Annotated in this window: 23 protein-coding genes, 1 pseudogene and 1 riboswitch; of the genes and pseudogenes, 13 read left to right on the forward strand and 11 right to left on the reverse strand. The window is 55.5% G+C overall.

Translation table 11 applies throughout. The features are described 5' to 3' along the window. Positions 1-44: 44 nt before the first annotated feature. A complete protein-coding gene (locus tag CMR03_RS22620) occupies positions 45-1,877 on the forward strand; it encodes an ABC transporter ATP-binding protein (RefSeq protein WP_096012713.1) in 1,833 nt (610 codons plus the stop codon). Here the strand turns inward: CMR03_RS22620 and CMR03_RS22625 are convergent. Further along, entirely contained in the window at positions 1,874-2,998 is a 1,125-nt protein-coding gene (locus CMR03_RS22625) for a GNAT family N-acetyltransferase (RefSeq protein ID WP_096012714.1), read from the reverse strand. The two genes, CMR03_RS22620 and CMR03_RS22625, sit on opposite strands and share 4 nt — an antisense overlap. A 198-nt stretch (positions 2,999-3,196) precedes the next feature. Here CMR03_RS22625 and CMR03_RS22630 point away from each other — a divergent pair, with 198 nt between their 5' ends. After that, positions 3,197-3,802, forward strand: coding sequence for an alpha/beta hydrolase (locus CMR03_RS22630; protein ID WP_063877624.1), 606 nt, complete (start codon positions 3,197-3,199; stop codon positions 3,800-3,802). 42 nt (positions 3,803-3,844) lie between these two features. On the opposite strand, the gene crcB is transcribed toward CMR03_RS22630, so the two are convergent. Then, positions 3,845-4,222, reverse strand: a complete 378-nt coding sequence (crcB, locus tag CMR03_RS22635) for a fluoride efflux transporter CrcB (protein WP_063877625.1) — start codon at positions 4,220-4,222, stop codon at positions 3,845-3,847. Positions 4,223-4,313: 91 nt separating this feature from the next. Next, positions 4,314-4,390: riboswitch (Fluoride riboswitch) on the reverse strand. Positions 4,391-4,626: 236 nt separating this feature from the next. On the opposite strand from crcB, the gene CMR03_RS22645 reads away from it, so the two are divergent. Then, positions 4,627-5,544, forward strand: a complete 918-nt coding sequence (locus tag CMR03_RS22645; protein ID WP_096012715.1) for a nucleoside hydrolase — start codon at positions 4,627-4,629, stop codon at positions 5,542-5,544. Between the two features lie 15 nt (positions 5,545-5,559). Here the strand turns inward: CMR03_RS22645 and CMR03_RS22650 are convergent, their stop codons facing one another. Continuing rightward, a complete protein-coding gene (locus CMR03_RS22650; RefSeq protein WP_063877626.1) occupies positions 5,560-6,588 on the reverse strand; it encodes a zinc-binding alcohol dehydrogenase family protein in 1,029 nt (342 codons plus the stop codon). Positions 6,589-6,725: 137 nt separating this feature from the next. Between CMR03_RS22650 and CMR03_RS22655 the strand changes: the two genes are divergently transcribed. Together CMR03_RS22655 and CMR03_RS22660 are read left to right on the forward strand one after the other, a co-directional pair. Beyond that, positions 6,726-7,628: a GntR family transcriptional regulator gene (locus tag CMR03_RS22655; protein ID WP_063877627.1), complete on the forward strand. Its 903-nt coding sequence runs from the start codon at positions 6,726-6,728 to the stop codon at positions 7,626-7,628. 168 nt (positions 7,629-7,796) lie between these two features. Further along, positions 7,797-9,146, forward strand: coding sequence for an MFS transporter (locus CMR03_RS22660; protein WP_096012716.1), 1,350 nt, complete (start codon positions 7,797-7,799; stop codon positions 9,144-9,146). A gap of 1 nt (position 9,147) precedes the next feature. Here CMR03_RS22660 and CMR03_RS22665 read toward each other — a convergent pair whose 3' ends face one another. The 5 genes and pseudogenes from CMR03_RS22665 to mntP all read right to left on the reverse strand — a co-directional run bounded on the left by CMR03_RS22665 (position 9,148) and on the right by mntP (position 12,909). Further along, the gene (locus CMR03_RS22665; RefSeq protein ID WP_096012717.1) at positions 9,148-10,539 is read right to left on the reverse strand and encodes a hypothetical protein; all 1,392 of its coding nucleotides are present in this window, start codon (positions 10,537-10,539) and stop codon (positions 9,148-9,150) included. Continuing rightward, complete coding sequence (locus CMR03_RS22670) at positions 10,532-11,452, reverse strand: alpha/beta fold hydrolase (protein WP_244181418.1); 921 nt, start codon at positions 11,450-11,452, stop codon at positions 10,532-10,534. The genes CMR03_RS22665 and CMR03_RS22670 overlap by 8 nt, the downstream gene beginning before the upstream one ends. Before the next feature lie 73 nt (positions 11,453-11,525). Next, positions 11,526-11,873: pseudogene (locus CMR03_RS22675) on the reverse strand (fumarylacetoacetate hydrolase family protein); the annotation flags it as partial. A gap of 276 nt (positions 11,874-12,149) precedes the next feature. Then, positions 12,150-12,227 carry a stress response protein AzuC gene (azuC, locus tag CMR03_RS25945; RefSeq protein ID WP_112900613.1) on the reverse strand — a complete coding sequence of 26 codons (78 nt, stop codon included), beginning with the start codon at positions 12,225-12,227 and terminating at the stop codon, positions 12,150-12,152. Positions 12,228-12,336: 109 nt separating this feature from the next. Further along, positions 12,337-12,909 (reverse strand): manganese efflux pump MntP, encoded by a 573-nt coding sequence (gene mntP / locus CMR03_RS22680; protein WP_063881056.1) that lies wholly within the window; start codon positions 12,907-12,909, stop codon positions 12,337-12,339. Positions 12,910-13,214: 305 nt separating this feature from the next. On the opposite strand from mntP, the gene CMR03_RS22685 reads away from it, so the two are divergent. The 3 genes from CMR03_RS22685 (at position 13,215) to CMR03_RS22695 (ending at position 18,196) form a co-directional block, all read left to right on the forward strand. Beyond that, a complete protein-coding gene (locus CMR03_RS22685) occupies positions 13,215-13,457 on the forward strand; it encodes a DUF1158 family protein (protein WP_063877631.1) in 243 nt (80 codons plus the stop codon). Between the two features lie 625 nt (positions 13,458-14,082). Further along, positions 14,083-15,696 carry a malate dehydrogenase (quinone) gene (gene mqo / locus CMR03_RS22690; protein ID WP_096012719.1) on the forward strand — a complete coding sequence of 538 codons (1,614 nt, stop codon included), beginning with the start codon at positions 14,083-14,085 and terminating at the stop codon, positions 15,694-15,696. 115 nt (positions 15,697-15,811) lie between these two features. Then, the gene (locus CMR03_RS22695) at positions 15,812-18,196 is read left to right on the forward strand and encodes a phosphoketolase family protein (RefSeq protein WP_096012720.1); all 2,385 of its coding nucleotides are present in this window, start codon (positions 15,812-15,814) and stop codon (positions 18,194-18,196) included. Here CMR03_RS22695 and CMR03_RS22700 read toward each other — a convergent pair. Further along, positions 18,193-18,780, reverse strand: coding sequence for a LysE family translocator (locus CMR03_RS22700; protein ID WP_063877634.1), 588 nt, complete (start codon positions 18,778-18,780; stop codon positions 18,193-18,195). The genes CMR03_RS22695 and CMR03_RS22700 overlap by 4 nt on opposite strands. A gap of 135 nt (positions 18,781-18,915) precedes the next feature. On the opposite strand from CMR03_RS22700, the gene CMR03_RS22705 reads away from it, so the two are divergent. Next, entirely contained in the window at positions 18,916-20,406 is a 1,491-nt protein-coding gene (locus CMR03_RS22705; RefSeq protein ID WP_096012721.1) for an aminotransferase-like domain-containing protein, read from the forward strand. On the opposite strand, the gene CMR03_RS22710 is transcribed toward CMR03_RS22705, so the two are convergent. Beyond that, complete coding sequence (locus CMR03_RS22710) at positions 20,373-20,996, reverse strand: glutathione S-transferase family protein (protein ID WP_063877636.1); 624 nt, start codon at positions 20,994-20,996, stop codon at positions 20,373-20,375. The two genes, CMR03_RS22705 and CMR03_RS22710, sit on opposite strands and share 34 nt — an antisense overlap. 105 nt (positions 20,997-21,101) lie before the next feature. Here CMR03_RS22710 and CMR03_RS22715 point away from each other — a divergent pair, with 105 nt between their 5' ends. After that, a complete protein-coding gene (locus CMR03_RS22715) occupies positions 21,102-21,950 on the forward strand; it encodes a PhzF family phenazine biosynthesis protein (RefSeq protein WP_096012722.1) in 849 nt (282 codons plus the stop codon). Between the two features lie 40 nt (positions 21,951-21,990). Here the strand turns inward: CMR03_RS22715 and CMR03_RS22720 are convergent, their stop codons facing one another. Beyond that, entirely contained in the window at positions 21,991-22,749 is a 759-nt protein-coding gene (locus CMR03_RS22720) for an SDR family NAD(P)-dependent oxidoreductase (RefSeq protein WP_096012723.1), read from the reverse strand. A gap of 115 nt (positions 22,750-22,864) precedes the next feature. On the opposite strand from CMR03_RS22720, the gene CMR03_RS22725 reads away from it, so the two are divergent. The 3 genes from CMR03_RS22725 to CMR03_RS22735 all read left to right on the forward strand — a co-directional run bounded on the left by CMR03_RS22725 (position 22,865) and on the right by CMR03_RS22735 (position 26,431). After that, positions 22,865-23,764 (forward strand): LysR family transcriptional regulator, encoded by a 900-nt coding sequence (locus tag CMR03_RS22725; RefSeq protein WP_063877640.1) that lies wholly within the window; start codon positions 22,865-22,867, stop codon positions 23,762-23,764. 38 nt (positions 23,765-23,802) lie between these two features. After that, entirely contained in the window at positions 23,803-24,822 is a 1,020-nt protein-coding gene (gene yhjD / locus CMR03_RS22730) for an inner membrane protein YhjD (protein WP_172823883.1), read from the forward strand. Between the two features lie 277 nt (positions 24,823-25,099). Further along, positions 25,100-26,431, forward strand: coding sequence for an MFS transporter (locus CMR03_RS22735; RefSeq protein WP_063877642.1), 1,332 nt, complete (start codon positions 25,100-25,102; stop codon positions 26,429-26,431). Positions 26,432-26,450 lie beyond the last annotated feature (19 nt).

Raw genomic sequence — 26,450 nt, forward strand, 5'->3', positions numbered from 1 at the left:
CATGCACTAAGCTGTAACTCTTATCGAACGGAAAGAGTGACTCTATGTTGTATCGTCGTTTCGAACGTTTTATCAATATTTTTCAGGATGCACCGACCGACATGCCGCCCTCGCGGGTTTGGCCGTTTTATTTTTACTATCTGCGCCAGGTATGGCCGAGCTTTGCCGCGTTGCTGGTGGTGGGATTAATCGGCGCGCTGATTGAGGTAGCGCTGTTCAGTTATCTGAGCCGCATTATTGATTTGGTGAACCACTCTACGCCGGCCACGTTGTTCCGGGATAACTGGCAAACGTTGTTGTGGATGGGCTGTGTTGCGCTGATACTGCGGCCGGTTTTTATTGCGCTGCACGATATGCTGGTTCATCAGAGCATCAACCCCGGCATGACCAGTATGATCCGCTGGCAGCATCATAATTATGTCCTGCGGCAGAGCATGAACTTTTTTCAGAACGACTTTGCCGGGCGGATTGCGCAACGTATTTTGCAAACCGGTAACTCGTTGCGCGACTCTGCGGTGCAACTGGTGGATGCGATCTGGCATGTGCTGATCTATGCCGCAACGGCGCTGGTACTGTTTGCAGAAGCCGACTGGCGCCTGATGATTCCATTGATTATCTGGATTGTGGCCTATGTTGCCGCGCTGCGCTATTTCGTGCCACGGGTTAAAGCCCGTTCGGTGGTGTCGTCAGAGGCCCGTTCGAAGCTGATGGGCACCATTGTTGACGGCTATACCAACATCGCCACCATTAAGCTGTTCGCGCACAGCGATCTGGAACGTCAGTACGCCCGCGAAGCGATTCAGGAGCAGACGGATAAGACGCAGCAGGCTAACCGGATGGTGACCAGCATGGATCTGACGCTGTCGACGCTGAACGGGATGTTGATTGTCTCAACCTCTGGCCTGGCACTGTGGCTGTGGAGCGAATCGCTGATTAGCGTAGGGGCGATTGCCCTGGCAACCGGCCTTGTGATCCGCCTGGTCAACATGTCCGGCTGGGTGATGTGGGTCGTCAACGGTATTTTTGAAAACATCGGCATGGTGCAGGACGGACTCAACACCATTTCACAGCCGCTCAGCGTGCAGGACGCTCCCAAAGCAACCCAGCTGAAGGTGGCGCAAGGTGAGATTCGTTTTCAGGACATCCGTTTTGACTACGGTGGGGGCCGTCCGGTCATTGATGGCCTGAATCTGACCATCAAACCCGGTGAAAAGATTGGCCTGATTGGGCCTTCCGGTGCGGGTAAATCCACCCTGGTGAACCTGTTGCTGCGCCTGTACGACCTCAACGGCGGTCGTATCCTGATTGACGGTCAGAATATTTCTGAGGTGACGCAGGAGAGCCTGCGCAGCCAGATCGGGATGATCACCCAGGATACCTCACTGCTGCACCGTTCCATCCGCGAAAACCTGCTGTACGGACGACCAAATGCCAGTGAAGAGGCGCTTCAGTTAGCCATCCAGCGCGCCCGCGCCGATGAGTTTATCCCCTTGCTGTCCGATTCACAGGGCCGTTTTGGCCTGGATGCCCATGTGGGCGAACGCGGCGTGAAACTGTCAGGCGGTCAGCGCCAGCGCGTGGCCATCGCCCGTGTGCTGCTGAAAGATGCGCCGATCCTGATTATGGATGAAGCGACGTCCGCCCTCGACTCGGAAGTGGAAGCCGCGATTCAGGAAAGCCTGGAATCCTTGATGAAGGGTAAAACCGTGATTGCCATTGCCCACCGTCTGTCCACCATCGCCAAAATGGATCGTCTGGTGGTGCTGGAAAAAGGCCAGATTGTGGAAATCGGTAGCCATCATGCGCTACTGGCACAAAACGGCCTTTATGCCCGTCTGTGGCAGCACCAGACGGGGGGATTTGTGGGCGCAGATTAATCGCCGCGTCGATAGGGCAAGGCGTCACGGGCTTCATCGGCCCACAGGTGAACGCCTTGCCGCTCCTGCTGCAAAAAATCCTCCACGGCGGCACGCAGACCGGGATGGCACAGATAGTGCCAGGAGTGGGTAATCTGGGGTTCAAAACCCCGCACCAGTTTGTGCTCGCCCTGCGCGCCAGCATCAAAGCGTTGCAGCCCTTCCGCTATAGCGAAATCCATCCCCTGATAAAAGCAGGTTTCAAAGTGGAGCCGGTCAAATTCCGCCAGGCATCCCCAGTAGCGGCCATACAGGCTTTCGCCATCTTTAAGATAGAAGGCCATCGCCGCAGGTTGCTGCTGTAAACGGGCGATCACGACGCGAATATTGTCCGGCATCCTCTCAGCCAGCAGGCTGAAGAAGGCACGGGTCAGATAGGGACGCTGACCGCGCACCGCATACGTATTGGCATAGCAGGTATAGACAAAATCCCACTGATCCTCACGCAGTTGATCGCCGCGATACCAGTCAAATGCAAAACCGCTCTGTACGACCTGCTCGCGCTCTTTACGCAACTGTTTGCGTTTCCGCGACATCAGCGTATCCAGAAAGTCCTGAAAGTCGCGATAGCCCCGATTGTGCCAGTGATACTGGCAGCCCAGTCGTGCCAGCCAGTCAGGTTGCGCCGCCAGCAAGACGTTCGCTTGCGGATCGGTGAAGTTGATATGCGCACCACTTAACCCCTGCTCCGCCAGCGCGTCCGGTAACGCAGCAAGAAGCCGGGCGGCGGCATCCGGTGCACCAAGCACGCGTGCGCCAGTAACCGGGCTGAAAGGAATCGCGCCCAGCCATTTTGGGTAGTAAGGAATGCCGGCACGCTGGCAGGCATCGGCCCAGGCGTGATCGAACACGTATTCACCCTGAGAATGGAATTTTTGATAGCCGGGAAGGACGGCGCGAAGCTCGCCTGCCTCACGCCAGAGGAGATGATCGGACTGCCAGCCCCTTTCTGGCCTGACGCTGCCGCTTTCCTCCAGGCTCAGTAAAAATGCGTGACGTAAAAAGGGCTGTTGATCGGTCAACAGGGCATCCCATTCAGCGGCAGGAATGTCTGAAAGCGAACTCAGGTGAAACAACGACATGCATAACTCCAGACGGCAACCGGTGACACAGTAGTCAAGCAGGTTTTAGGTTTCAGGGAAAGAAGGAGGGCACGGAATGCTTCATGCAGACCCTGCTCAGGCGCACGCGCTACCTGAAGCGTAGTTTGGTTTTGACGTTAATCCCGTCACCTGTTCAAATGCCTGCAGAATCTGACAAAAAACAGCGAAGGAACGGGCATGGCTAAAGCATTGGTGATCTTTCTACACGGCGTGGGCAGTAACGGAGACGATCTGGCCCCGATTGGCGACTACTGGACCACCCTGCTCCCGGATGTCGCCTTTGCGTCACCGGATGCGCCTTACGCCTTTGAACATGGCGCGGGCTATCAGTGGTTCAGCCTGGCCGATATTACGCCAGAAAATCGTCCGGGTCGGGTGCGTGAGGCCCGCGAGGCCTTTGACAGCGTTATCCGTCATCTGATGTCTCAGAACGGGATGGCAGACCGCTGGGAAAACGTCATCCTGGTGGGCTTTTCCCAGGGGTCAATTATGGCGCTGGACCTGCTGGCTTCCGGGCGTTATCCCCTGGCGGGCGTGGTGGCGTTTTCGGGGCGACTGGCCTTTGACGGCCCGATCACGCCACAGGCTCACACGCCAGCCCTGTTGATTCACGGCCGGGCTGATACGGTGATACCGGCCAGTGAAAGTGAGTCGGCGGCGACTCGCCTGAAAGCGGTGGGCGTCCCGGTCGAAGCGGTGTTTGAACCTCAGACCGGCCACACCATCTCAGCCCAGGGTGCAATGCATGCCGCCGGGTTTATTGCCCAGTGCTTACAGGACTAAACACGCTTTCACCACCGCAGGCAGGCCGGTTTCGCCGCTGCGTTAGCCCAACAGGTTAACGAGCGCGAAACCGGCAAAGCACATCAGCAATGAGCCAATGACATGGACCAGTGCACTGCTCATTGCCCACAGGTATTTGCCAGACTGCAACAATGTCATTAACTCCGCCGAAAACGTCGAGAACGTGGTGAGTCCGCCACATAAGCCGGTGGTAATTAATAATTTCCAGGCCGGGTCGAGCTGGGGATGCCTGACGAACCAGGCCATGGCACCGCCAATCACAAATCCACCAATCAGGTTCACTAACAGCGTGCCCGGCGGCAGATTGGGAAATAACGCGTTAAACCGCATGGCGAACCACCAGCGCAACACACAGCCAATACTGCCGCCCAGAATCACAGCGAATAGCGGTTTTAACATCACAGACTCCATTTCAGGATTGGCGCAGAAGACGGTGGAGGGCAAGAAAAAGCATACACCTGACACACCGACTCCCGCGGAAGGATTAAGGATAATGTCAGGCGTCATCAGCCGCAGGTTACGCCTGCAGGCGGTTGGGAAAGGTGGAACGCCATCACCTTATGCGGGCCATCATACGATGCCTGTTTCTGGCTGGCAACCGTGGTTGAGCGGAGAGAATCGTTACGTGAACTGACGTCAGCGCAGCACCTTGTGCCGCCGCAAAGCAGAAGGTCCAGGCGGGCATGATTCAGGTTTCCCCGGTTGCCGTTTTGCGCTTAAATGTTTATCCGGCAGCGGCGTTGTAGAGCCGTTGAATGCCTTTCGCCAGCGGCGAAGGGGTAAACTCTCTTCTGGAGCGGCCTGTGCGAACTGTCATTTTTGATACTGATATCGGTGTAGACGATGCCTTTGCCCTGGCTTATGCCGCCCGCACCCAACATTTGCTGGGCATTACCACCGTATTTGGCAACGTTGCCGTCGGACAGGCCGTGAGAAACGCCAGGCTGTTTTGCCAGAAAATGGCGATTGATGTGCCGGTTTACCGTGGCTGTTCACGTCCGCTGGCCGAGGCACCCAGTGCGCCCGCCCGACTGCACGGCGAAGATGGCCTGGGCGATGCCTTTGATAATCCCTTCAGCGACGAGGCACCCGGTGCGGTGCAGTTTATTATCGACAGCGTGCGGGCCAACCCAGGTGCGGTCACCCTTGTCGCCATTGGTCCGCTGACCAATATCGCCAGCGCAATCAATCAGGCACCCGATATCATTCCGTTGGTAAAAGAGTTAGTCGTGATGGGCGGCGCATTTGGCACGGACGGGCACTGCGGAAATGTGACGCCCTTTAGCGAATTTAATATCTGGAAAGATCCGCACGCTGCCGATCAGGTTTTTTCCTCCGCCTTACCGATCGTGGTGATCCCGCTTGATGTGACCCATAAAGTATTGATCCACAGTGAAGAGGTGGATCGGCTTAATCAGCCGGTGCTGCGTGCTATCTGTCGCCCTTATCTGGCCTACAGTCTTGAGAAAGAAGGATTTTCTGGCATGGCGCTGCATGACACGCTGACCCTCTCCTGGCTCTGCCTGCCAGAGGCGTTCACGCTGGTGGAAAGCCCGCTTCGGGTCATTACGGAAGGCATTGCCCGCGGTCAGACGGTGCGTCAACAGAGTACGCTGGCTTCCCGGCATAATCCCTTCCGCGATCTTCCCCGGCAGCGCATCGCATTAGGCGTCGACGCGGAGGCGGTGCGACAACACTTTTTTCAGGTGCTCAGTCGATAAACCTGGCGGCCACCGTTAGCGATCAAAATCGATAACGCCTTTAATCAACTCACGATTGTTAATGACCGCTTCCTCAAACTGCTCTGCCAGCGTCGAGAAGGCGAAACGCCGGTTGAGCATCATTTCTGCACGCAGTTTCCCTGCGGCCATGAGTTCACGCACCCGGTCAAAATCTTCGCGCGTGGCATTCCGGCTGCCCATTAGCGTGCTCTCTTTTTTGTGGAATTCGCTGTCAGGGATGACCAAATCGCCTTTATGCAGGCCCACATAAACCACCGTGCCGCCGTGACGAATCAGGCTAACCGCCGCGTTCATCGCTGCCGGATTACCTGTGGCATCGATCACGGTTAACGCCAGTTGCCCGTTAAACCCGGCACGCAGTGCGGCAATAAAATCAGCTTCCGCCGGATTCAGCGCAAGGAGGCCGAGCTGCTGACTGACGTGCTGGCGACGGTAATCACTGGTGTCGGCCACGATCACCTGCGCGCCATTGGCTGCGGCGATAGCCGCTGCACCCAGGCCAATGGGACCGGCGCCCACCACCAGCACCTGATCGCCCTGTGCCACCGCTGCACGCCGTACCGCATGGGCGCTGATCGCAAAGGGTTCGATCAATGCTGCCGCCTCGGGTGCCAACTCATCCACCGCCAGCAGGTTTGCGGCGGGCACGCTGAGATAGTCGCAAAAGCCGCCATCCTGATGCACGCCAATCACCGAAATGTTTTCACAGCAGTTGGTTTTACCGCTTTGGCAGGCATCGCACTCATAGCAGGAGAGGTAAGGAATCAGCGCCACCCGCTGACCGACGGCAAAACCCTGCACGGCGCTGCCCGTTTCAACAATGTCTGCACAGAGTTCATGCCCGAGTACGCGTGGATAGCTAAAAAAAGGTTGGTTTCCTGCCCAGGCGTGGATATCGGTGCCGCAAATGCCGGCACTGACGAGTTTAATCAGCGCCTCCGCAGGCGCAGGACGGGGGACGTCGCGCGTGGTCCAGACCATGTTGCGTGGTTCGGTGATGACTACTGCTCTCATTGTTGTCATGGTAATTCTCCCGTTAGCGTTAGCGCAGTTATGGCGAATCTTGCCGCAATAACGGTTTTCCTTTGCTCAATCTGTGAAGCGTGACGGTTTTTTTGGGACTTCAATGGTTTTTAATGCTTAAAAAACCGGAGCCGCTCATGAGCCGTAGCCAGAATTTACGCCATAACGTGATTAACCATATGCTGGAGAGCATTGCCCAGGGCCATATCCAGTCGCCACTTCCGCCCCAGGCCGCGCTGGCTGAGATGTTCAACATCAGCCGTACCACGGTGCGCCATGCTTTGCGCTATCTGCATGAGCGTGGCGTTCTGGAAACAGTGAATGAGAGCTGGGTTATCGTACGCGAGCCTGAGGCAGAAGACGGCCTCAGCGCCGTTGCGCCCGCCATTGAGCAGCAGGCCAGCCAGGTGGAAAAACGCTTTTTTGATATGATCAATCAGCGACTGCTGCAGCCCGGCGATACCTTCAGTGAATTACAGCTGGCCAGGCAAGCCAACGTCAGCCCGGTGGCGGTTCGCGAATTCCTGCTGCATTTTATGCGCTATAACCTGCTGGAGCCGGTAAAACGTGGTCACTGGCAGATGAAAAAGTTTTCGCAAGAGTACGCTGAAAAGTTATTTGAACTGCGTGAAATGCTGGAAACCCATGCGCTTACCCGCTTCCTGAATTTGCCCAGGGAGGATGAGCGCTGGATTCAGGCGCGAGATCTGCTGGATCGGCACCGATCGATGCGCGAAACCATCGCCAGCAACTATCGCCATTTTGCTGCACTGGATAAAGAGCTGCACTGGCTGATTCTGTCGGCCGCCAATAACCCCTTCTTTAATCAGTCGCTGGAGATTATTTCGGTGATTTTCCATTCGCATTATCAGTGGGATGAAAGCGATCTTAAGCAGCGAAATATCGTCGCGCTGGAAGAGCATATGGCGATTCTGTCTGCTTTGATTGGCCGCCGGGATGTGGATGCGCTGTGCGCGTTGCATAACCATCTGGCGACCGCCAAGCGTTCAATGGTGCGGAGCATTAATCAGTACAATTAAAACCCGATTAAAAACCACAAAGCATTAGCTCCCGCACGATTTTGAAACAACTTTACAACATCTCGCTTTTATTCCTCTTACTCTCAGCGCAACGCACCGACGGCCCTGTGCCGTTGGGCGACATTGCTACTCATCATAATGATAAATCGCCTGTCCAGGGAGATTGCCATGGAACACAGATCGGTTGTTGATCACGCGAATCCGCCCGACACCTCGCCCGGCGAGGCGTTTGTGCCGTTGCGCAGTGATATCGTGCGCTCGCCGCGCATTCGTAAAGTCCAGATTACCGCCATGCTGCTACTGCTGTTTGCTGCCATCATTAACTACCTGGATCGCAGCTCACTGTCTGTGGCCAACATGACCATTCGGGGTGAAATGGGACTCAGCGCCACCGAGATCGGCGTGCTGCTGTCGGCGTTCTCGCTGGCTTATGGGCTGGCGCAGCTGCCCGCAGGTGCCCTGCTGGATCGTAAAGGGCCGCGCATTATGCTGGCCCTGGGAATGTTTATCTGGTCGCTGTTCCAGGCCGCGTCCGGTCTGGTGCATAACTTTACCCAGTTTGTGCTGGTGCGAATTGGGTTGGGCATTGGTGAAGCCCCCATGAATCCTTGTGGGGTAAAGGTCATCAACGACTGGTTTAACATTAAAGATCGCGGTATGCCGATGGGGATGTTTAACGCCGCCTCCATGATTGGCTTATCCATCGCGCCGCCCATACTGGCTGCCATGATGCTGGTTCTGGGCTGGCGTGGCATGTTTGTCACCATCGGTATTCTGGGTGTGTTTCTTGCCCTCGGCTGGTACCTGGTTTACCGCGATCGCGATAACAAACAGCTAAGCGCTGAAGAGATCCACTACCTGCAGGCAGGCAGCGTGGCATCGCGTAAAGAGCCGATCAGTTTTCGCGAATGGCGCGGACTGTTTAAACAACGCACCATGTGGGGCATGATGATTGGCTTCAGCGGCATTAACTATACCGCCTGGCTGTACATTGCCTGGCTGCCGGGCTATCTGCAATCGACGTATCATCTTGATTTGAAAAGCACCGGTTTACTGGCGGCGATTCCTTTCCTGTTTGGTGCTGCAGGCATGTTGCTAAACGGCTATGTGGTTGATGCGCTGGTCAGACGCGGTTGGGATGCGGTAAAAACCCGTAAAGCCTGCATTGCGAGCGGCATGATCCTGTCGGCAGGTTTTACCGCCATCGTGACGCGCGCCACCGACACCACCAGCGCAGTGACGCTGATCGGTATGGCGCTGTTTTGTATCCACTTTGCCGGCACCTCCTGCTGGGGCTTGATCCATGCCAACGTCACCGCCCGCATGACGGCGTCCGTGGGCAGCATTCAAAACTTTGCCAGCTTTATCTTTGCCTCTTTTGCGCCAGTCATCACTGGTTGGGTGCTGGATACCACTAAATCATTCAGCCTGGCGCTGATGATTTGTGCCTGTGTCACGCTGGTCGGTGCGCTGGCGTACCTGCTGCTGGTGCGCAACCCCATTACCGACGGCACCTGATTCAGGTCAGCGCCTGGAGGGTGACGCCGTGGCGCGCACCGTAACGCTGAATCCCCGCAATCACGTTATCGACACTGAGTGGCGGCGGGACAGGCAGCAGCGGTGCGCGTTCCCGGAGCGCCGAATCGAACCGTGAAAAGGTGGAAAAATCGTGAGGGAAGCGCGTTTCATCTACCCCGACGAATGCCCCCTCTTCCCTGGCGAAGGCTAACAGCTGTTTCCAGCGATCGATGTCCGCCAGGCCGATACTGTCAGTGCCATGGGAATAGAGCATCATGTCGATATGGTTAAAAGGCGGCTGCTTCTCAAGAAAGCGTTGCAGTGCATCCGCCGACGGCACGGACGGAAACATCAGCCAGAAGGGAATCGCGTGCTGCTGCATGCTGCACCAGGGGTCCATCAGTAAAAAGCTGTCTACCGTCAGCCGGGCTGGCAGTATGCCCGCCGCCAGATACCAGTCACGGTAAATTTCGGCGACCACAAAACTCAGCGCCTCCGGGTCATCGTAACGAATCTCCATCAGCGTCCAGCGCTGGGCTTCTGCCAGTTTTTTCAGCGGAGGAATCAGGTAGCCGTCCAGCCCCCACTCTGCCTCAGGGACATGATCGGTGATGGCAGGTGGCTCCCAGCGCGCGCGATCCACGCCTGCCCGCGCCAGGTATTCAGCGACTCTCGGCCCGCCGCGCAAATACTCGTTTTCGGTTGCACCGCCGGGTGCGCCAAACTGGAAGAAAGAGCGGTCACTGGTACGCGTTACCGGCCACTGTCGCGTGCAGTGATTAATGAACAGCGTTGCTCCCGCCGGTAATCCGCCCAGCAGAAACTCATTGAAGGCCAGCGGCATGTCGCGCAGCTTAAGGCGGAAGTCGTGCATTTTCTCCAGCAGGAGGCGATCCTGACTCGGATCTTGCATGTGATGTACCGCCAGCTTCGGCCAGGTCGCCAGCAGTGCCGCCGCCACGGCCTTACCTTCCTCGAATCCTGACTGGGCATCATCCGGGTCGTTCTGCTGCATGCGTACCGGGCACAGAAAGGTTTGCGGCAGCCACGGCGTTCCCATCGCCGCAGCCAGGTGCACCAGGGCACCATTGGTGGCACCCACAAACGCAGCCGGATAGTCGCGTTGAGGATAGGTGCTGACCATCCATTCGGCGATACCTTCTATATCCAGCTCGCTGGCCTGTTTATGACTGATGCCCTCGGCCAGACCGCTGACCGCATAGCCCCACTCACGCAACCGGGTCGGTAAGCGATCAAACGAAGGCAATAAGCGGTCTAACATCGGCGACTGGGTCGGGCTGGCAAAAGGCCGATCGTGAAGTGCATTCGCTAAGGTCAGCAACATTGTGGCGGCTGAATCAAACCGGGCGATGCCCTTGGGCGGTTTACTCATGCTGGCTCTCCTGCTGAATACGCGCTAAAAAAGGCCGGATGGCGTGGCAGAAACTCCACGGATAAACGTAGTGCAGTCTGTGCGTCCCGCCGCGTAAGGTGACTTTTTCGCTGTGCGGTAACAGCCCCGCCAGCTCATCCAGCCAGCGCGCCGGGCAGACCGGATCGCGTGAGCCTCTCAGCAGTAAGGTTGGTGCAGTGACATAGGTAAGATGGTGTTCGATGGGATCGTTCAGCATGGCTCGCATCGTGCCAAAGGCGCGCGGCAGGCCGGCTTTGGCCCAGTCGATCCGGGCCAGCGCGCCCGGCGAGCGATGCGCTTCCATCCGGCTGTTACGCCAGCCTCGCCACATCTGACGTACCAGGCTGCGCGCATGGCGATCGGCGGTGGGCCCCTGTAGCACCAGTCCCGCCACCGCTTCAGGGTATTTATCCGCCAGCGCCGCCAGTACCTGACAGCCAAAAGCGCTGCCCACCCAGATTGCTCGCTGAAAACCGTTGTGCTGCAACCACTGCCACAGGATATCGGCCAGTTCATTAACCGACAGAACAGGGGCCGATGCGGGCAATGCGCTGCCGCCGAAGCCCGGCAGGTCGGGAACCAGGACGTGATAATCCCGTCCCAGCGCCAGTGCGAGCAGCTCCATTGAGCGCCCCGACATCACCAGGCCGTGGATTAGTACAACAGGCAAGCCGTGGGGTTCCTCAGGCGTCACGCGGGTAAACATGCGCCAGTCGCCGATCTGTTGATAGTAACCCGCTAATCCTGCGTGATGGCTGCGTGGTGAAACGGGTGGCGTTTGCTTCATTTGCTGCCAGCGTTTCGTGCCCCATACGACCGCCGCGACACCTAAACCAATCCCGGCGGCTAGCGCCATGCCCTGCCGCTTTTTACACTGGATGGTACGCCTCATCAGCTGCTCCTGTTCCTGGGTATCCATTGAGTGTAGGACGGGAATCGCAGAGACAGGCGGTTAATGCATGCTGTCAGGCAATGGTGTTACGCAGGCGACCGATTTTTTCGATCTCCACTTCAATCACATCACCACTAAACATGAACAGCGGCGGCGTACGTTTTTTGCCCACGCCGCCCGGTGAACCGGTAATAATGACATCCCCTGGCGACAGCGGACTAAAGGCGGAAATGTATTCAATAATTTTGGCGACCGGATGCACCATGTTGGCGGTGGTATCGTTTTGCACTTCCCGACCATTCAGCACCGTTTTAATGGTTAACTGCTGTGGGTCAGGAATGTCGTCGGCGGTGGTCATCCAGGGCCCGAAGCCCCCGGTCTGCGGCCAGTTCTTGCCAGCGGTAAACCAAATAAACTGCATAGCTGCATTACTGCCTCGTCATGGCTACGGGTGATAACCCTATGTTTTAAAAGAAATCGGTGCGCAGCGTAGCAAAAAACGCGATAAAAATCGTACATCGATTGGCACAGTGGATATCCAGATGTATCACGTTATGTCAGCAGGAAGTGTGTGGATAAACGAAAGCTGAAAAAGTCGCCATTACGGCGCTATGCAATCAAAGCGGGGAAGCGAAAACGGGGGTGATAATCACCGGTCTGTCCCTGACCGCGACTATCGAGGGTATTCGGTGGGCGCTTAGTTAAGCGCGCCGGGCGGTACGTGTTTAAAGGTTTCAACATAAGCGTGGAACACGTACTTAAAAAAACGTTTCATACATCATCCGGTTAAAATTTTGTTGAATAACTACAGGAAAAGTATAGCGCCTGCTGTTTTAATCAGCAATAAATTTTGAACCAGATCACAAAATTCACGTTTACACCCGTTACTGAAACAGGGCCAAATGCTCAATAAGGATGGTTGAACCGATAGCGATCAGAACCAGCCCGCCCAGGACTTCAGCCCATTTGCCTAAAACCGGCCCGATGAAACGGCCAATCAGCACGCCCGTGGTCGCCATTACGGTGGTGGCGGCCCCGATAGTCAGCGCCGTGGTGACGATATTGACCTGCAGAAACGCCAGTCCGACCCCTACCGCCAGAGCATCAAGGCTGGTCGCGACTGCGGTGGTAGCCAGTACCATAAAGCCATGACTTTGCGGCGCTTCGCACGGTTCGGCGGCGGTTTTACGGAAGCCTTCCATCATCATACGCGCGCCCAGGAAGGCCAGCAGGAAAAAGGCGATCCAGTGATCCCATGCGGCAACATACTGGCTGGCAGCCAGACCCAGCGCCCAGCCGATAAGGGGCGTCAGAGCTTCAATACAACCGAAAATCAGACCGGTCCGCACGGCTTCTTTCAGGCCAGGGCGATGCAAGGCCGCACCTTTGCCCAGCGCGGCGGCAAATGCGTCCATTGACATTCCAAGAGCAAGAATAAGGGTGGCAATAAAGGTCATGATTTGTTCACTTGGGATGAAAAAGCACGACTTCATGCTGAATCCATCACACAAATTGCTCGGTAATTTAAAAAGTGCGCGCAGTCTACCACGCGATTATCGTTATAAAAAGACAATAAAATCAGGGATTTAAGTATAGCCAAGGCTATAACTCATAACATCCGCTATGAATGCAGCTAAGTTAATGTCATTTAAGCCTTTTCTGCGCTGTTTCGACATAACCATGACAGGCACAGACATCCCGTCATTGAACCCTGGCACGGAATACCGGAAAATATCCGGCTGATAAACAGGGAACACTGCTCATGAATAACCCTTTCGAATCCTTAATCCTTCCCGGCGGCATTTTGCTGCTGGGCTTTCTGTCTGCCCTGCTGCTGCCCGCACCGGCTTTTAGCCTGACGGTAGCGCAGCATTTGCAGCAGATGTTCCATTTGCAGGATCTCAGCCAGCTGTACACCCTGGTATTCTGTCTGTGGTTCTTGTTACTGGGCGCGCTTGAGTTCTTTGTGATCCGCTTTGTCTGGCGGCGCTGGTTCCGCGTGTGAAGCTGACGCATCCCGGCACATCGGCCAGCTGAACCTGCGTTCTGGGGTTTAAGGCCCTGCGCTGTTTTCTCTTCTGAAGAAAATCTGAAAGTGGGATGAAAACCGCATGTCGTTCACCTCGGGACGTAACGGTATCGCGGCGTCGAGGCCGCGTCCTTAGGTCACAAAAATGTAACATTTGTTTTACACAGACAGGCCCGTTTTGCCTGCAAGTACAAATTCATCGACAGGAATAAAATTAAATAAAGTCTATTTTTCATTAATTTAAATTATTCCTTCCGCCATGTGACATTTTCAGCCTGCACCATTACAAAGCAATCCCGCAACATCTCATTTTATTTAACCTGCTAATCTACAAGGAAAAATCACTTATGGCGGACTTGCCATTATGATTATTTCTTATGCTGAATCATTTCTGCATTTAAAAAATAAACAAATGTTTAAATCGGATGCGAGAATGTTATATTTGAGCAACAAAGCATAACGTTCAGTTAACTCGTTATCGTCGCTTTAACCCATACCTGAGTCTTAACCCGGAAGTAGCGCAACGCGCTCATCAGAAGCGTGACTATTTCGCCTGCAACACTGTTGAGCTTCAGGTCAACAGAAGAGGAGATGTCGCCTCATGTGCAAATCAGCTGTAAATCTTGCGCTCACAATGAGTGTTAGCGGAAAGGACACCACCAGGGCGCAGGAGCGTAAAGACGTTGATGTACTGCTTATTGGCGCAGGCGTCATGAGTGCTACGTTAGGAACCTGGCTTCAGGATCTTGAACCAGACTGGTCCATTGAAATGGTGGAGCGGTTGGGGCATGTGGCCGAAGAGTCCTCAAATGGCTGGAACAATGCAGGTACAGGCCATGCGGCGCTGGCCGAGTTGAACTATACGCCGCAGAAAACCGATGGCAGTATCGATATCGCGAAAGCGGTGGCGATCAATGAGTCATTTCAAATCTCTCGTCAGTTCTGGGCTTACCACGTTCAGAAAGGCAATCTGCACACACCAAAAAGCTTTATTCACAGCACGCCACATATGAGCTTTGTCTGGGGCGATGACAACGTGGCGTTTCTGCGTAAGCGCTTTAATGCCTTACAGAAAAGCACGCTATTCCGTGGCATGGCTTACTCTGAAGATCCGCAGCAAATCGCGCAGTGGATTCCACTGGTGATGAAAGGCCGGGCCGACAGTCAAAAAGTGGCGGCGACCTGGACAGACATGGGCACCGACGTGGATTTTGGTGAAGTGACGCGCCAGCTGATTAGCTCACTGGAGAAAAAAGCCAACTTCCGTTTGCGCATGAATCAGGAAGTCCGCGAAATCACTCGCCTTAACGATGGTCGTTGGCAGGTGACGCTTGTCTGCCTGACGGACGGGACGCGCCGCACGTTGACGGCCGGTAAGATTTTTATTGGCGCAGGCGGGGCGGCGCTGCCGCTGCTGCAGAAGGCCGGTATTCCGGAGGCCAACGGTTACGCGGGCTTCCCGGTCGGCGGTTCCTTCCTGGTCACCGAGAATCCCGAGGTCGTGAAACAGCACATGGCGAAGGTGTACGGCAAAGCCAGCGTGGGCGCACCACCGATGTCTGTGCCTCACGTCGATACGCGCGTGCTGAACGGCAAGCAGGTTCTGCTGTTTGGTCCTTTTGCGACCTTCTCGACCAAATTCCTGAAGCAGGGCTCGCTGCTGGATATGTTTGCCTCGCTCAACAGCACCAACGTGATGCCGATGATTAAAGTCGGGCTGAAAAGCTTTGACCTGGTGAAATATCTGATGGATCAGGTACTGCAAAGTGACCGTGATCGTATGGATGCGCTACGTGCTTATGTGCCGCAGGCGAAACAGGAAGACTGGCGCCTGGTGACGGCCGGACAGCGCGTACAGATCATCAAGAAAGATGAGAAAGAAGGCGCGGTGCTGCGTTTAGGTACGGAAGTGGTGTCATCCGAAGACGGCTCAGTCTCTGCGTTGCTGGGTGCTTCGCCAGGTGCCTCCACTGCGGCACCTATTATGCTGGAGTTGCTGCATAAGGTGTATCCAGAGCAGATGGCTTCGCCGGAGTGGCAAAATAAAATTCGTGCCGTGGTGCCGTCCTGGGGACGCAGGCTGAATGGTGATGTGGCCCTGACCGAAAAAGTGCTGGCAGAAACCAGCCGCATCCTGCAGCTTGAGTACACGCCGGTTACGCCAGTGGCCGCAAACGATGAGGGCCGTGAAACCGCCTTTGTTATCGGCAAATAAGCCGCCCTTGATACAGAAGGCCTCGCACTGCGAGGCCTTTTTGTTTACCGCTTGCCTGGTTGACTGCCACATTCTCTATTAGGGTTAAATCTGCCTTAATGCAGGAGGACATGTCATGGCCCAACCGAACACTGAACACGAACTCGCCTTGCTTGACCGCTACTGGCGCGCCGCTAACTATTTGTCTGTCGGGCAGATTTATTTAATGGATAATCCATTATTACGCGAGCCGTTAACACCACAGCATATTAAACCGCGTTTACTGGGGCACTGGGGCACAACGCCCGGGCTTAATTTTATCTATGCCCATTTAAACCGCATCATTCGTCAGCGCGATCTAAACCTGATCTATATCTGTGGCCCCGGTCATGGCGGTCCGGGCATGGTGGCGAACACCTGGCTCGAAGGCAGCTACAGCGAAATCTATCCGCATATCAGTCAGGATGCCGCGGGCATGCAGAAACTGTTTAAACAGTTTTCCTTTCCGGGTGGCATCCCCAGCCATGCCGCGCCAGAAACCCCGGGCTCGATTAATGAAGGGGGTGAACTGGGCTACTCCCTGTCACATGCGTTTGGTGCAGTCTTTGATCATCCCGATCTGATTGCGCCCTGCGTGATTGGCGACGGCGAAGCAGAGACCGGTCCGCTGGCTTCCAGCTGGCACGGTATTAAATTTCTGAACCCGCAACGGGACGGCGCCGTGCTGCCAATCTTACACCTGAATGGCTATAAGATTGCCAACCCGACCATTCTGGGCCGCGCCAGTGACGACGACCTACGCCAGCTGTTTCGGGGCTACGGCTATGAGCCCCTGTTTGTCTGCGGTCATGAACCCGAGACGATGCACAAGCTGATGGCCGACACGCTGGATCGCGCATTTTCTGAGATTGCGGCATTTCAACAGGCGGCACGCAGCGGTTCGCCGACGCAGGCGATTCCCCACTGGCCGATGATTATTCTGCGCAGTCCCAAAGGCTGGACCGGACCCAAAACGGTCGACGGCAAGAAGGTGGAAGATTTCTGGCGGGCACATCAGGTGCCGGTTGCCGCCTGTCGGGAAGATGACGGTCATCGGGACATCCTGGAAAACTGGATGCGCAGCTATCACCCGGAAGACCTGTTTGACGAACAGGGACGCCTGATGCCGGAACTGCAGGCGCTGGCCCCTCAGGGTGAAAAACGCATGGGCGCGTCCCCGTTCGCAAACGGCGGCTTACTGCGCCGTGAGCTTGCCACGCCCGACATTCGCGAATTTGCCTTCGACACGCAGCAGCCCGGCTCACAGGCAGGACAGGCGACAGAACAGTTTGGCCGCTACCTTAACGTCATATTCCAGCGCAACCAGGATAATTTTCGGCTGTTTGGCCCGGATGAAACGGCCTCTAACCGGCTGACACCGGTCTTTGAGACCACCAGCCGCACCTGGCTCGAAGCCATTGAGCCTTACGACGAGCAGTTAGCTGCTGATGGGCGAGTGATGGAGATTCTGAGTGAGCATCAGTGCCAGGGCTGGCTGGAAGGCTATCTGCTTACGGGCAGGCACGGTTTATTTAACTGCTACGAGGCCTTTATCCACATCATTGACTCCATGTTCAACCAGCATGCCAAATGGTTGAAGGTGACGCGCAAACTGGGCTGGCGTAAGCCCATTTCTTCCCTTAACTATCTGCTCTCTTCCCATGTCTGGCGTCAGGATCACAATGGTTACAGCCATCAGGACCCGGGGTTTATTGACCACGTTGCCAATAAAAAAGCCGATATTGTGCGTATCTACCTGCCACCCGATGCCAACACCTTGCTGTGGGTGGGCGATCACTGCCTGCGCACCTGGGACCGCATCAACGTGATTGTGGCAGGCAAGCAGCCTTCACCTCAGTGGCTGGATATGGACAGCGCCATCACCCATTGTGAGGCCGGGATGGGTGAATGGCGCTGGGCCGGAACAACCCCCGAGAACGCAGAGCCAGATGTGGTCATGGCCTGTGCGGGCGATGTCCCCACCATGGAAACCCTGGCGGCGGTAGATTTACTGCGCACCTTCCTGCCTGACCTGCGCATTCGGGTGGTAAACGTGGTGGACCTGCTGGCACTGCAAACCCAGAAACAGCATCCGCACGGTAAGTCAGAAGAGGACTTCGACGCACTGTTTACCGCCGACAAGCCCGTGATTTTTGCCTTTCACGGTTACCCCAGCTTGATTCATCGCCTGACCTGTCAGCGCAATAACCATCGTAATTTCCATGTGCATGGCTTTAATGAAGAGGGCACGACGACCACGCCTTTCGATATGACGGTGCTTAACGAGCTGGATCGCTATCATCTTGCCCAGGCCGCTATTCGTCACGTCCAGGGGCTTGCCGAACGTCACCCTGAGCTGCTCGACGACCTGGAGCAGCGACTCGCCGAGCATCATCGCTACGTGCGGATTCATGGCGAAGATGTCCCGGAAGTACAGAACTGGAAGTGGCCCTCAGCGACCGCGTCGGGCGCACCGGATTAAAAGGTCCTGAAGGCATCAACCAACATCCAGATCGTGGTTGCCACCAGCGACAGTGCCATCAGGCTGTTAAACAACTGACGTTTCCAGTGAATTTGCAGGTGACCGCGCAGGCGGTCACCCAGTGCGGCCCATAATAAAATGCACGGCAGATTCAGCAGCATGAAAGCGCCCATCACGGTCAGCACGCCACTGCTGGCGCTGTACAGCAGTGCCACGTTGCTGGCCATTAACCAGGCTTTGGGATTGATAGCCTGAAAACAGGCACCGCCCACTAAGGTCATGGGCTGCGGCTTTACCCGGGCTTCGGGTGCATTCGCCCGGAATATTTTCCAGGAGAGCCATAGCAGATAACCACATCCCACCAGCGTCAGCGGCAAACGCACAGAGGCCATCCAGTGCAGCAGAAGTTCCAGCGCCAGCCCTGCAATCGCGGTTTGCAGCGCACAGCCGATCAGAATGCCAAACACCATCGGTAGCGTACGGCGCATACCAAAATTGACACCCGACGTGGCAAGCAACAGGTTATTCGGCCCCGGTGTAATCGACATCACGGTGACATAACTGAAGAATGAGGGATCGAGCATAGTGGCGTTCCTGATAATCGAAAGTACCCTCATGCTACGATGAGAAAAGTTATGGTAACAGAGACAAGAAATCGCTATTTTGATGGGTACAATCACAACTGATTTCAACTGTACCTGTCGCGCCCGGAGGCAATTGTGTCCCCTGAAACCCCATCCGATCAAACGCTCTACCAGCAGTTGGCCGACAGCTTTGCCGAGGCGATTCATAAAGGCACATTGAAACCGGGAAAGCGTTTGCCCGCCATCCGGCGCGTCGCGCAGTCACATCAGGTGAGCGTGAATACCGTGCTGAACGCCTGGCAACTGCTGGAAAACCGTGGGCTGATTGAGGCGCGTCCGCAATCGGGCTACTACGTGCGCGGCGTGCTGCCGATGGTGACGCGAAATGCACAGCACTCTGCCCGGGTGGTCCGCGATCCCAGTAATGAAAAGCTGGATTTGATTGATAAGGTGTTCGCCGCGCAAAATCACCCTGATTACACCAATATATCGCTGGCCTGCCCGCAGGACAGTGATCTGTTTCCGTCAGCCAGACTGGCGCGCATTACGGCATCTTTACTGCGGCGTGATCCACACCTTATTGGACGCTACGCGCTTCCGCCGGGTAGTGAGCGCTTACGGGAGGAGATTGCGCGTCGTGCATTGCATGCCGGGCAATCGCTTACCGCCGACGATATCACCCTCACCCATGGCTGTATGGAGGCGCTACAACTGGCACTCAGGGCGGTAACGAAGCCAGGCGATTGCGTCGGACTGGAATCCCCTACCTATTTCTTTCTGTTTCCCCTGCTGGCGTCCCTGGGCCTGAAGGCGCTGGAAATTCCTACCGATCCCCAGCGCGGTCTGTCACTGGACGCGCTTGAGATGCTGCTTCAGGAAAACCGTCTTCAGGCGCTGGTCGCCATGCCTTCGGCGCAAAATCCGCTGGGATTTTGTATGTCATTGCCAGACAAGAAAAGGCTCGCGAAGTTAGTGAATACTTACCAAGTACCACTGATTGAAGACGGTCTTTATGATGAGTTGCAGTTTGACTGGCCGCTCTCTCCTGCAGTTAAGTCGTTCGATCAGCATGGCTGGGTGCTCTACTGCACCAGCTTTACCAAAACCGTTGCGCCCGATTTTCGCGTCGGCTGGATTGCAGCCGGACGATTTCACGATGCCATTGCACGCCTGAAAGCCGTGTCATCAATGGCGGAATCGGCGCTGCTGTCGGAAACGCTGGCGGAGTTCCTTGCCAACGGGGGCTATGACCATCATCTGCGCAGCCTGCGCCGCAGCTATGCCAGCAATCTGGATGAGGCGCGTGGTTTGATTGCGCAGCATTTTCCTCAGGGCACCCAGGCCACATTACCGCGCGGTGGCTTTGTATTTTGGGTCGAACTGCCCGGCAAGGTGGATACGACGGAGATGTTTTCCCGTCTGTTGAAAGAGCAGATTTGCGTTACGCCCGGTGCGCTGTATTCGCTGAGCGAGCGCTATAACCATGCATTGCGCCTTTCATGCTGCTATCCGTTTGATCAGCGCTACGTTCGCGCCATCATCCGGGCCGGGAAGGTGGCCTGCGAACTGGCGGGCCTGCCGCCGGGTCAGGATCAGGGCGTGCCGTTACGTCCCCAGATGGTATAGCCATGGCGCTCGGTCAGGCGTTCGTAATAGGTGCGCACGGCAGGCAGGTCTGGATGATCAAGCGGCGTTTCGAACCAGCGGTTGACGGCAAGACCAATCGGTATATCCGCCAGACTGAAGTTCCGTCCGGCAACATAGCGACCGGTATGTTCGAGCTGCTGATTGAGAATACCCATGGTGTGGGACCAGCCTTTGCAGGCAGCGGCCAACAGCCTTGGGTCCTGATGGGCCGGTGAATTGCGCACCAGCGACATGAACGCATAGCGCCATGAGGTGTTAAGTTCTGTCGATTGCCAGTCCATCCACTGATCCACTGGCGCACGTGAACGCGGATTGTCGGGATAGAGCCAGTCGCCACCGTAGGCGGTCGCCAGATAGCGCAGGATGGCATTGGATTCCCACATAATCAGGTCTTGATCAATCAATACCGGGATCATGGCATTGGGATTCAGCGCGATAAATTCGGGAGAGTGCGTGGATTTGTACCCTTCCCCCCACTCTTCACGTTCGTAGAGCAGGTCCAGTTCGTCACACAGCCAGAGTACTTTGCGCACGTTGATTGAGGAGGCGCGTCCAAGAATTTTTAACATAGCAGGCTCCATCCAGTTGCTTAACTTATTCATAGCCCTGTTAACTGACATAAGCAATTGCCCGGGCAAGAAAAAACATCTTTACCTTATTCAAAAGGAGTGACAATGAACGTTGCGTTTAAACAAGTGGATGTGTTTACCTCGACCGCGTTTAACGGTAATCCACTGGCGGTCATCATGGACGCACAAGGTCTGGACGACAGCCAGATGGCGGCCATCGCACGCTGGACCAACTTATCGGAAACTACCTTTGTCCTGCCGCCGCAGGATAATCAGGCTGATTACCGCGTGCGTATCTTCACCGTTGAGGGCGAGCTGCCTTTTGCCGGTCATCCCACGCTCGGTACCGCTCATGCTTTACTGGAAGCGGGCTTCCAGACAAAAACGCCGGGGGTGATTATTCAGGAATGCGGCGTGGGCAACGTGAAGATAAAAATTGCCGACGATACCACCCTGGCCTTTGCCGCCCCGACGGCCACCTTAACGCCTTTCCATGATGCACTCATTAGTGCAGCACTCAACAGTAAAGCCGTCGATACAGCCCAGGAGGCCGTCGTGGTTGATATGGGCATTCGCTGGCTGCTGATCCCCATGGTCAGTGCAGAGGCGGTCCTGTCGATTACGCCTGATATTGCCGATTTGCAGCGACTCATCCATCACGCTAACGTGAGCGGCATCATGCCATTTGGTCCGCTGCCTGCAGGGGAAGCTGAGCACTATGAGGTTCGTGGTTTGCTGATTGAGCACGGAAGCCTGACCGAAGACCCGATCACCGGCAGCGCCAATGCCTGCCTGGCACGCTACTTCGCTGCTCAGGGCAAGACGCAAGATTACCGCGTCCGTCAGGGCACCCGGGTAAACCGAGAGGGACGCGTGACGGTGGAATATCAGGGCGATACGATCTGGATCGGTGGCAAAACCGTGACGGTGATAGAAGGCACGATTAAAGGCTAGTCGAGCGCTGAAATAAGGGCGACGGCGTCGCCCTGAATAGCTACAGCGCCTGACCGCCCGATGCTTCGATACGCTGCGCGGTGATCCAGCCGGTTTCATCACTGAGAATGGCACAAACGGCATCGCCGATATCGTCAGGCAGACCAACCCGGCCCAGGGCGGTAAAGGCCGCGATGGTGTCATTAACGGCTTTATCATCGCGCACGCGCCCACCGCCAAAATCGGTCTCAATGGCGCCCGGAGCCAGAATATTCACGCGAATGCGTCGCTCGCCCAACTCTTTGGCCTGATAGCGAGTGAGCACTTCCATTGCACCTTTCATCGACGCATAGGTTCCCGAGCCGGGGTAAGTCAGGCGCGTTAATCCGCTGGAGATATTCAGAATGCGCCCGCCGTCTGCGATCGCTGGCAACAGTTTCTGGGTCAGGAAGTAAGGCCCCTTGAAATGCACATTCATCAGCGCATCAAATTCAGCCTCGGTGGTTTCACTAAAAGGTTTATAGTGACCCTGTCCGGCATTGTTCACTAAATAATCAAACGTCTCACGCTGCCAGTACTGCTGCAGTGCATTTTTCACCTCAGAAATGAAACGATCAAACTGGCTCAGGTCGCCCACATCCAGCTGTAGCGCCACCGCGCGGCCGCCTGCGCGTTCAATTTCCCTGATCACGTCCTGCGCTTCATGTTGATGAGTGCGGTAAGTAAAAATAATATCCCGGCCTTTAGCTGCCAGTTTTACCGCTGCATTCCGGCCTAAACCGCGATTAGCCCCCGTAATCAAGACGATTTTACGACTCATGTTGGTTTCCTGTTGCAAAATTGAACACAGGTTGAGGATATTCGTTAATAATTGTTCTATAAACGCCTGAGAACGTGCAGCACTGTTCCACTTACAACAACAATCGGCAGGCCATATGGATAAAATTCACGCAATGCAGGTTTTCGTCAGAGTTGCAGAGATGGGCAGTTTTACTGCAGCAGCAGAAAGTCTTGGGCTCCCGAAGGGAAGCGTATCGCGGCAAATTCAGGCGCTGGAAAATCAGATGGGCACGCGCCTGCTTCACCGAACCACCCGGCGGGTGCAGCTGACTCAGGATGGTTTAGTGTATTACGACCGCTGTCTTGATTTGCTGGCGATGATTGGTGATATGGACAGCCTGTTCCAGCACGATCCCGCCACCTTAAGCGGCAAGCTGCGGGTGGATATGTCCACAGCGATGGCGACCGACCTTATCCTGCCCCGCCTGCCGGAATTTCTTCAGCACTATCCCGGCGTAGAAATTGAACTCAGCAGCAACGATCGCCAGGTGGACGTTATCCGCGAAGGGTTTGACTGTGTGATTCGCGTTGGCGAGCTGAAAGATTCGGGGCTTATCGCCCGCCGAATCGGTACACATACCTTGATTAACTGCGCCAGCCCTGGCTACCTTTCGCGTTTTGGCCGGCCGATTCGGCTTGAAGAGCTGTCGCAGCATGCCATGGTGCATTACAGCCAGCAGCTTGGTCAGCCTGCCCAGGGCTTTGAATACTTCGATGGTAAGCAGTGCCACTACGTGCACACCGGCGGTGTCGTCACCGTTAACAGCACCGAAACCTATCGCGCGGCCTGCCTCGCAGGGCTGGGCATTATTCAGGTGCCGACCGTGGGGATTCATAAATATCTAGAAAGCGGTGAGTTGGTGGAGGTGCTTCATGCCTTCCCGGCCAGGCCAATGCCGATTCATTTACTTTATCCCCATCGTCGTAATGTGGCACGGCGCGTTCGGGTATTTATGGAGTGGTTAAGTCAGGTGCTTCAAGAGTATGTCACCTGACAGGCTATAATGTGTTTTTTACGTTTAACAGGAAGTGAATGTCTATGACAGACGAGCAGGATAACGCAAAAGACGCAAAGTCACCCAAACCCCTGATTGACATTAAAACGGGCAACAAGTCCGTCGATCGTTCCATCGTGCGCGTTTCACGTTTTGCCACCTGGTTTCAGGCGATACCCGCTGTGGCCCATTTTATCCGCGCACTTGAGCGGTTTAACGATCGTCTCGGCAGCCAGTTTGGCGCTGCCATTACCTATTTTTCTTTTTTATCGTTAATCCCGATTTTAATGGTGTCTTTTGCAGCCGTGGGTTTTGTGCTGGCATCGAATCAGGATCTGCTGACCGATATCATCAACAAAATCGTCAGCAGCATCAGCGATCCTGCCCTGGCAACGACGCTGAAAAATACGGTGAATACGGCTATCCAGCAGCGTGCTACCGTCGGTATCACCGGTCTGCTGTTGGCGCTTTATTCGGGACTGAACTGGATGGGCAATTTGCGAGAGGCCATTCGCGCCCAGTCGCGTGATGTCTGGGAGCGACAGCCCGACGATCAAGAAAAGTTCTGGAAACGCTACATTCGCGACTTCTTATCCCTGACCGGCCTGATGCTGGCGCTGGTGATTACCCTGTCACTGACCTCTGTCGCGGGCTCCGCCCAGGCCATGATAGTGAGTGCGTTAGGGCTGGATGGCATTGAGTGGTTACGTCCTGCGCTCACCATTATTGCGACCTCCATTTCCGTCATGGCGAACTATCTGTTGTTCCTGTGGATTTTCTGGATTCTGCCTCGCCATAAACCCCGTAAGAAGGCGCTGCTACGCGGCACCCTGCTGGCGGCAGTGGGTTTTGAAGTGATTAAATTTGTGATGACGCTGACCTTGCCAAAACTGGCCAGCTCGCCATCGGGCGCTGCGTTTGGATCGGTGCTGGGGTTAATGGCTTTCTTTTATTTCTTTGCGCGCCTGACGCTGTTTTGCGCTGCGTGGATCGCCACCGCGAAGTACAAAGACGATCCGCGCATGTCGGAAAAAGGTTCTCTGACCACCAGCAAATAAAATCACGGCGCTAAACCAGCGAAAAACACCGCCCTCCGGTTATTTATTCGTCAATTTACAGGATGAATAACTGGGGGGTCACTTTTCTTCAGCGCTTTCTCAGAGTATCTCGCCATTTTTGCGTCACTTCACGCTGCCATTCCCCAACATTTAACACATGACAAAAATTTTCCACTTTTGACGGCGCAACACCACTGACCACGGGGTTTTCAGCCATTGAATGCCGTTATACAGGTGCGTAAGATTCCCTATCTGTCATTAAAAATAAGAAACATTTATGCAAGCCTCTGTCTCTGAACCGCTTGATCAGCAAAACGATCCCACGCCAGTCAACTCACGGAGTAAAGTGGTGGTCGCCTCGCTGGTCGGCACCGCTATCGAATTCTTCGATTTCTATATTTATGCCACGGCTGCCGTGATCGTTTTTCCTCATATCTTCTTTCCTCAGGGTGATGCCACCGTTGCCACACTGCAGTCGCTGGCCACCTTTGCTATCGCGTTTATCGCACGCCCAATCGGCTCTGCCCTGTTTGGTCACTTTGGCGATCGCGTAGGCCGCAAAGCTACGTTAGTTGCCTCGCTGCTGACCATGGGGATCTCAACCGTGGTCATCGGTTTGTTGCCCAGCTACCAGAGCATTGGTGTACTGGCGCCGCTGCTGCTGGCGCTGGCGCGCTTTGGTCAGGGTTTAGGTCTGGGCGGTGAATGGGGCGGTGCAGCCCTGCTGGCCACCGAGAATGCCCCCGCCAAAAAGCGTGCGCTATATGGCTCCTTCCCGCAGCTCGGTGCGCCCATCGGCTTCTTCTTTGCCAATGGCACCTTTCTGTTGCTCTCATGGCTGCTGACCGACGAGCAGTTTATGCAGTGGGGCTGGCGCGTGCCGTTTGTCCTGTCTGCCGTGCTGGTGTTGATTGGTCTGTATGTGCGCGTATCGCTGCATGAAAGCCCGGTGTTTGCCAAAGTGCAGAAAGAGAAGAAGCAGGTGCGTGTCCCGATTGCTTCGCTCCTGAGTAAACATCTGACGGCAACGATACTTGGCACCTTCATCATGCTTGCCACCTATACGCTGTTTTACATCATGACCGTGTACTCCATGAGTTACGGTACCGCCGCCGCGCCTGCCGGCCTGGGGATCTCACGTAACAGTATGCTGTGGATGCTGATGATGGCGGTCATTGGGTTTGGCGTGATGGTGCCGATTGCGGGCCTGCTGGCCGATCGCTTTGGTCGCCGTAAGACCATGATCGTCATTACGCTGATGATTATTGGCTTTTCGTTTCTGTTCCCGGTGATGTTGGGATCGGGCTCACAGGCGCTGGTGATGGCTTTCCTGCTGCTGGGCTTGAGCATTATGGGACTGACCTTTGGCCCAATGGGGGCGCTGCTGCCTGAGCTGTTCCCGACAGAAGTGCGTTATACCGGTGCATCCTTCTCTTATAACCTGTCGTCGATTCTGGGCGCCTCGGTTGCGCCCTATATCGCCACCTGGCTGAATGCGCATTACGGCTTGTATGCCGTCGGTTTGTATCTGGCCTCGATGGCGTTTCTGACGCTGCTGGCGCTGATTGCCTGCAAAGAAACGCGGCATCAAACGCTGTATGAAGTGTAAATTCCGCCAGCATTGATTA

This window comes from Pantoea allii (assembly GCF_002307475.1).
In the GTDB taxonomy this organism is placed as follows: Bacteria; Pseudomonadota; Gammaproteobacteria; order Enterobacterales; family Enterobacteriaceae; genus Pantoea; species Pantoea allii.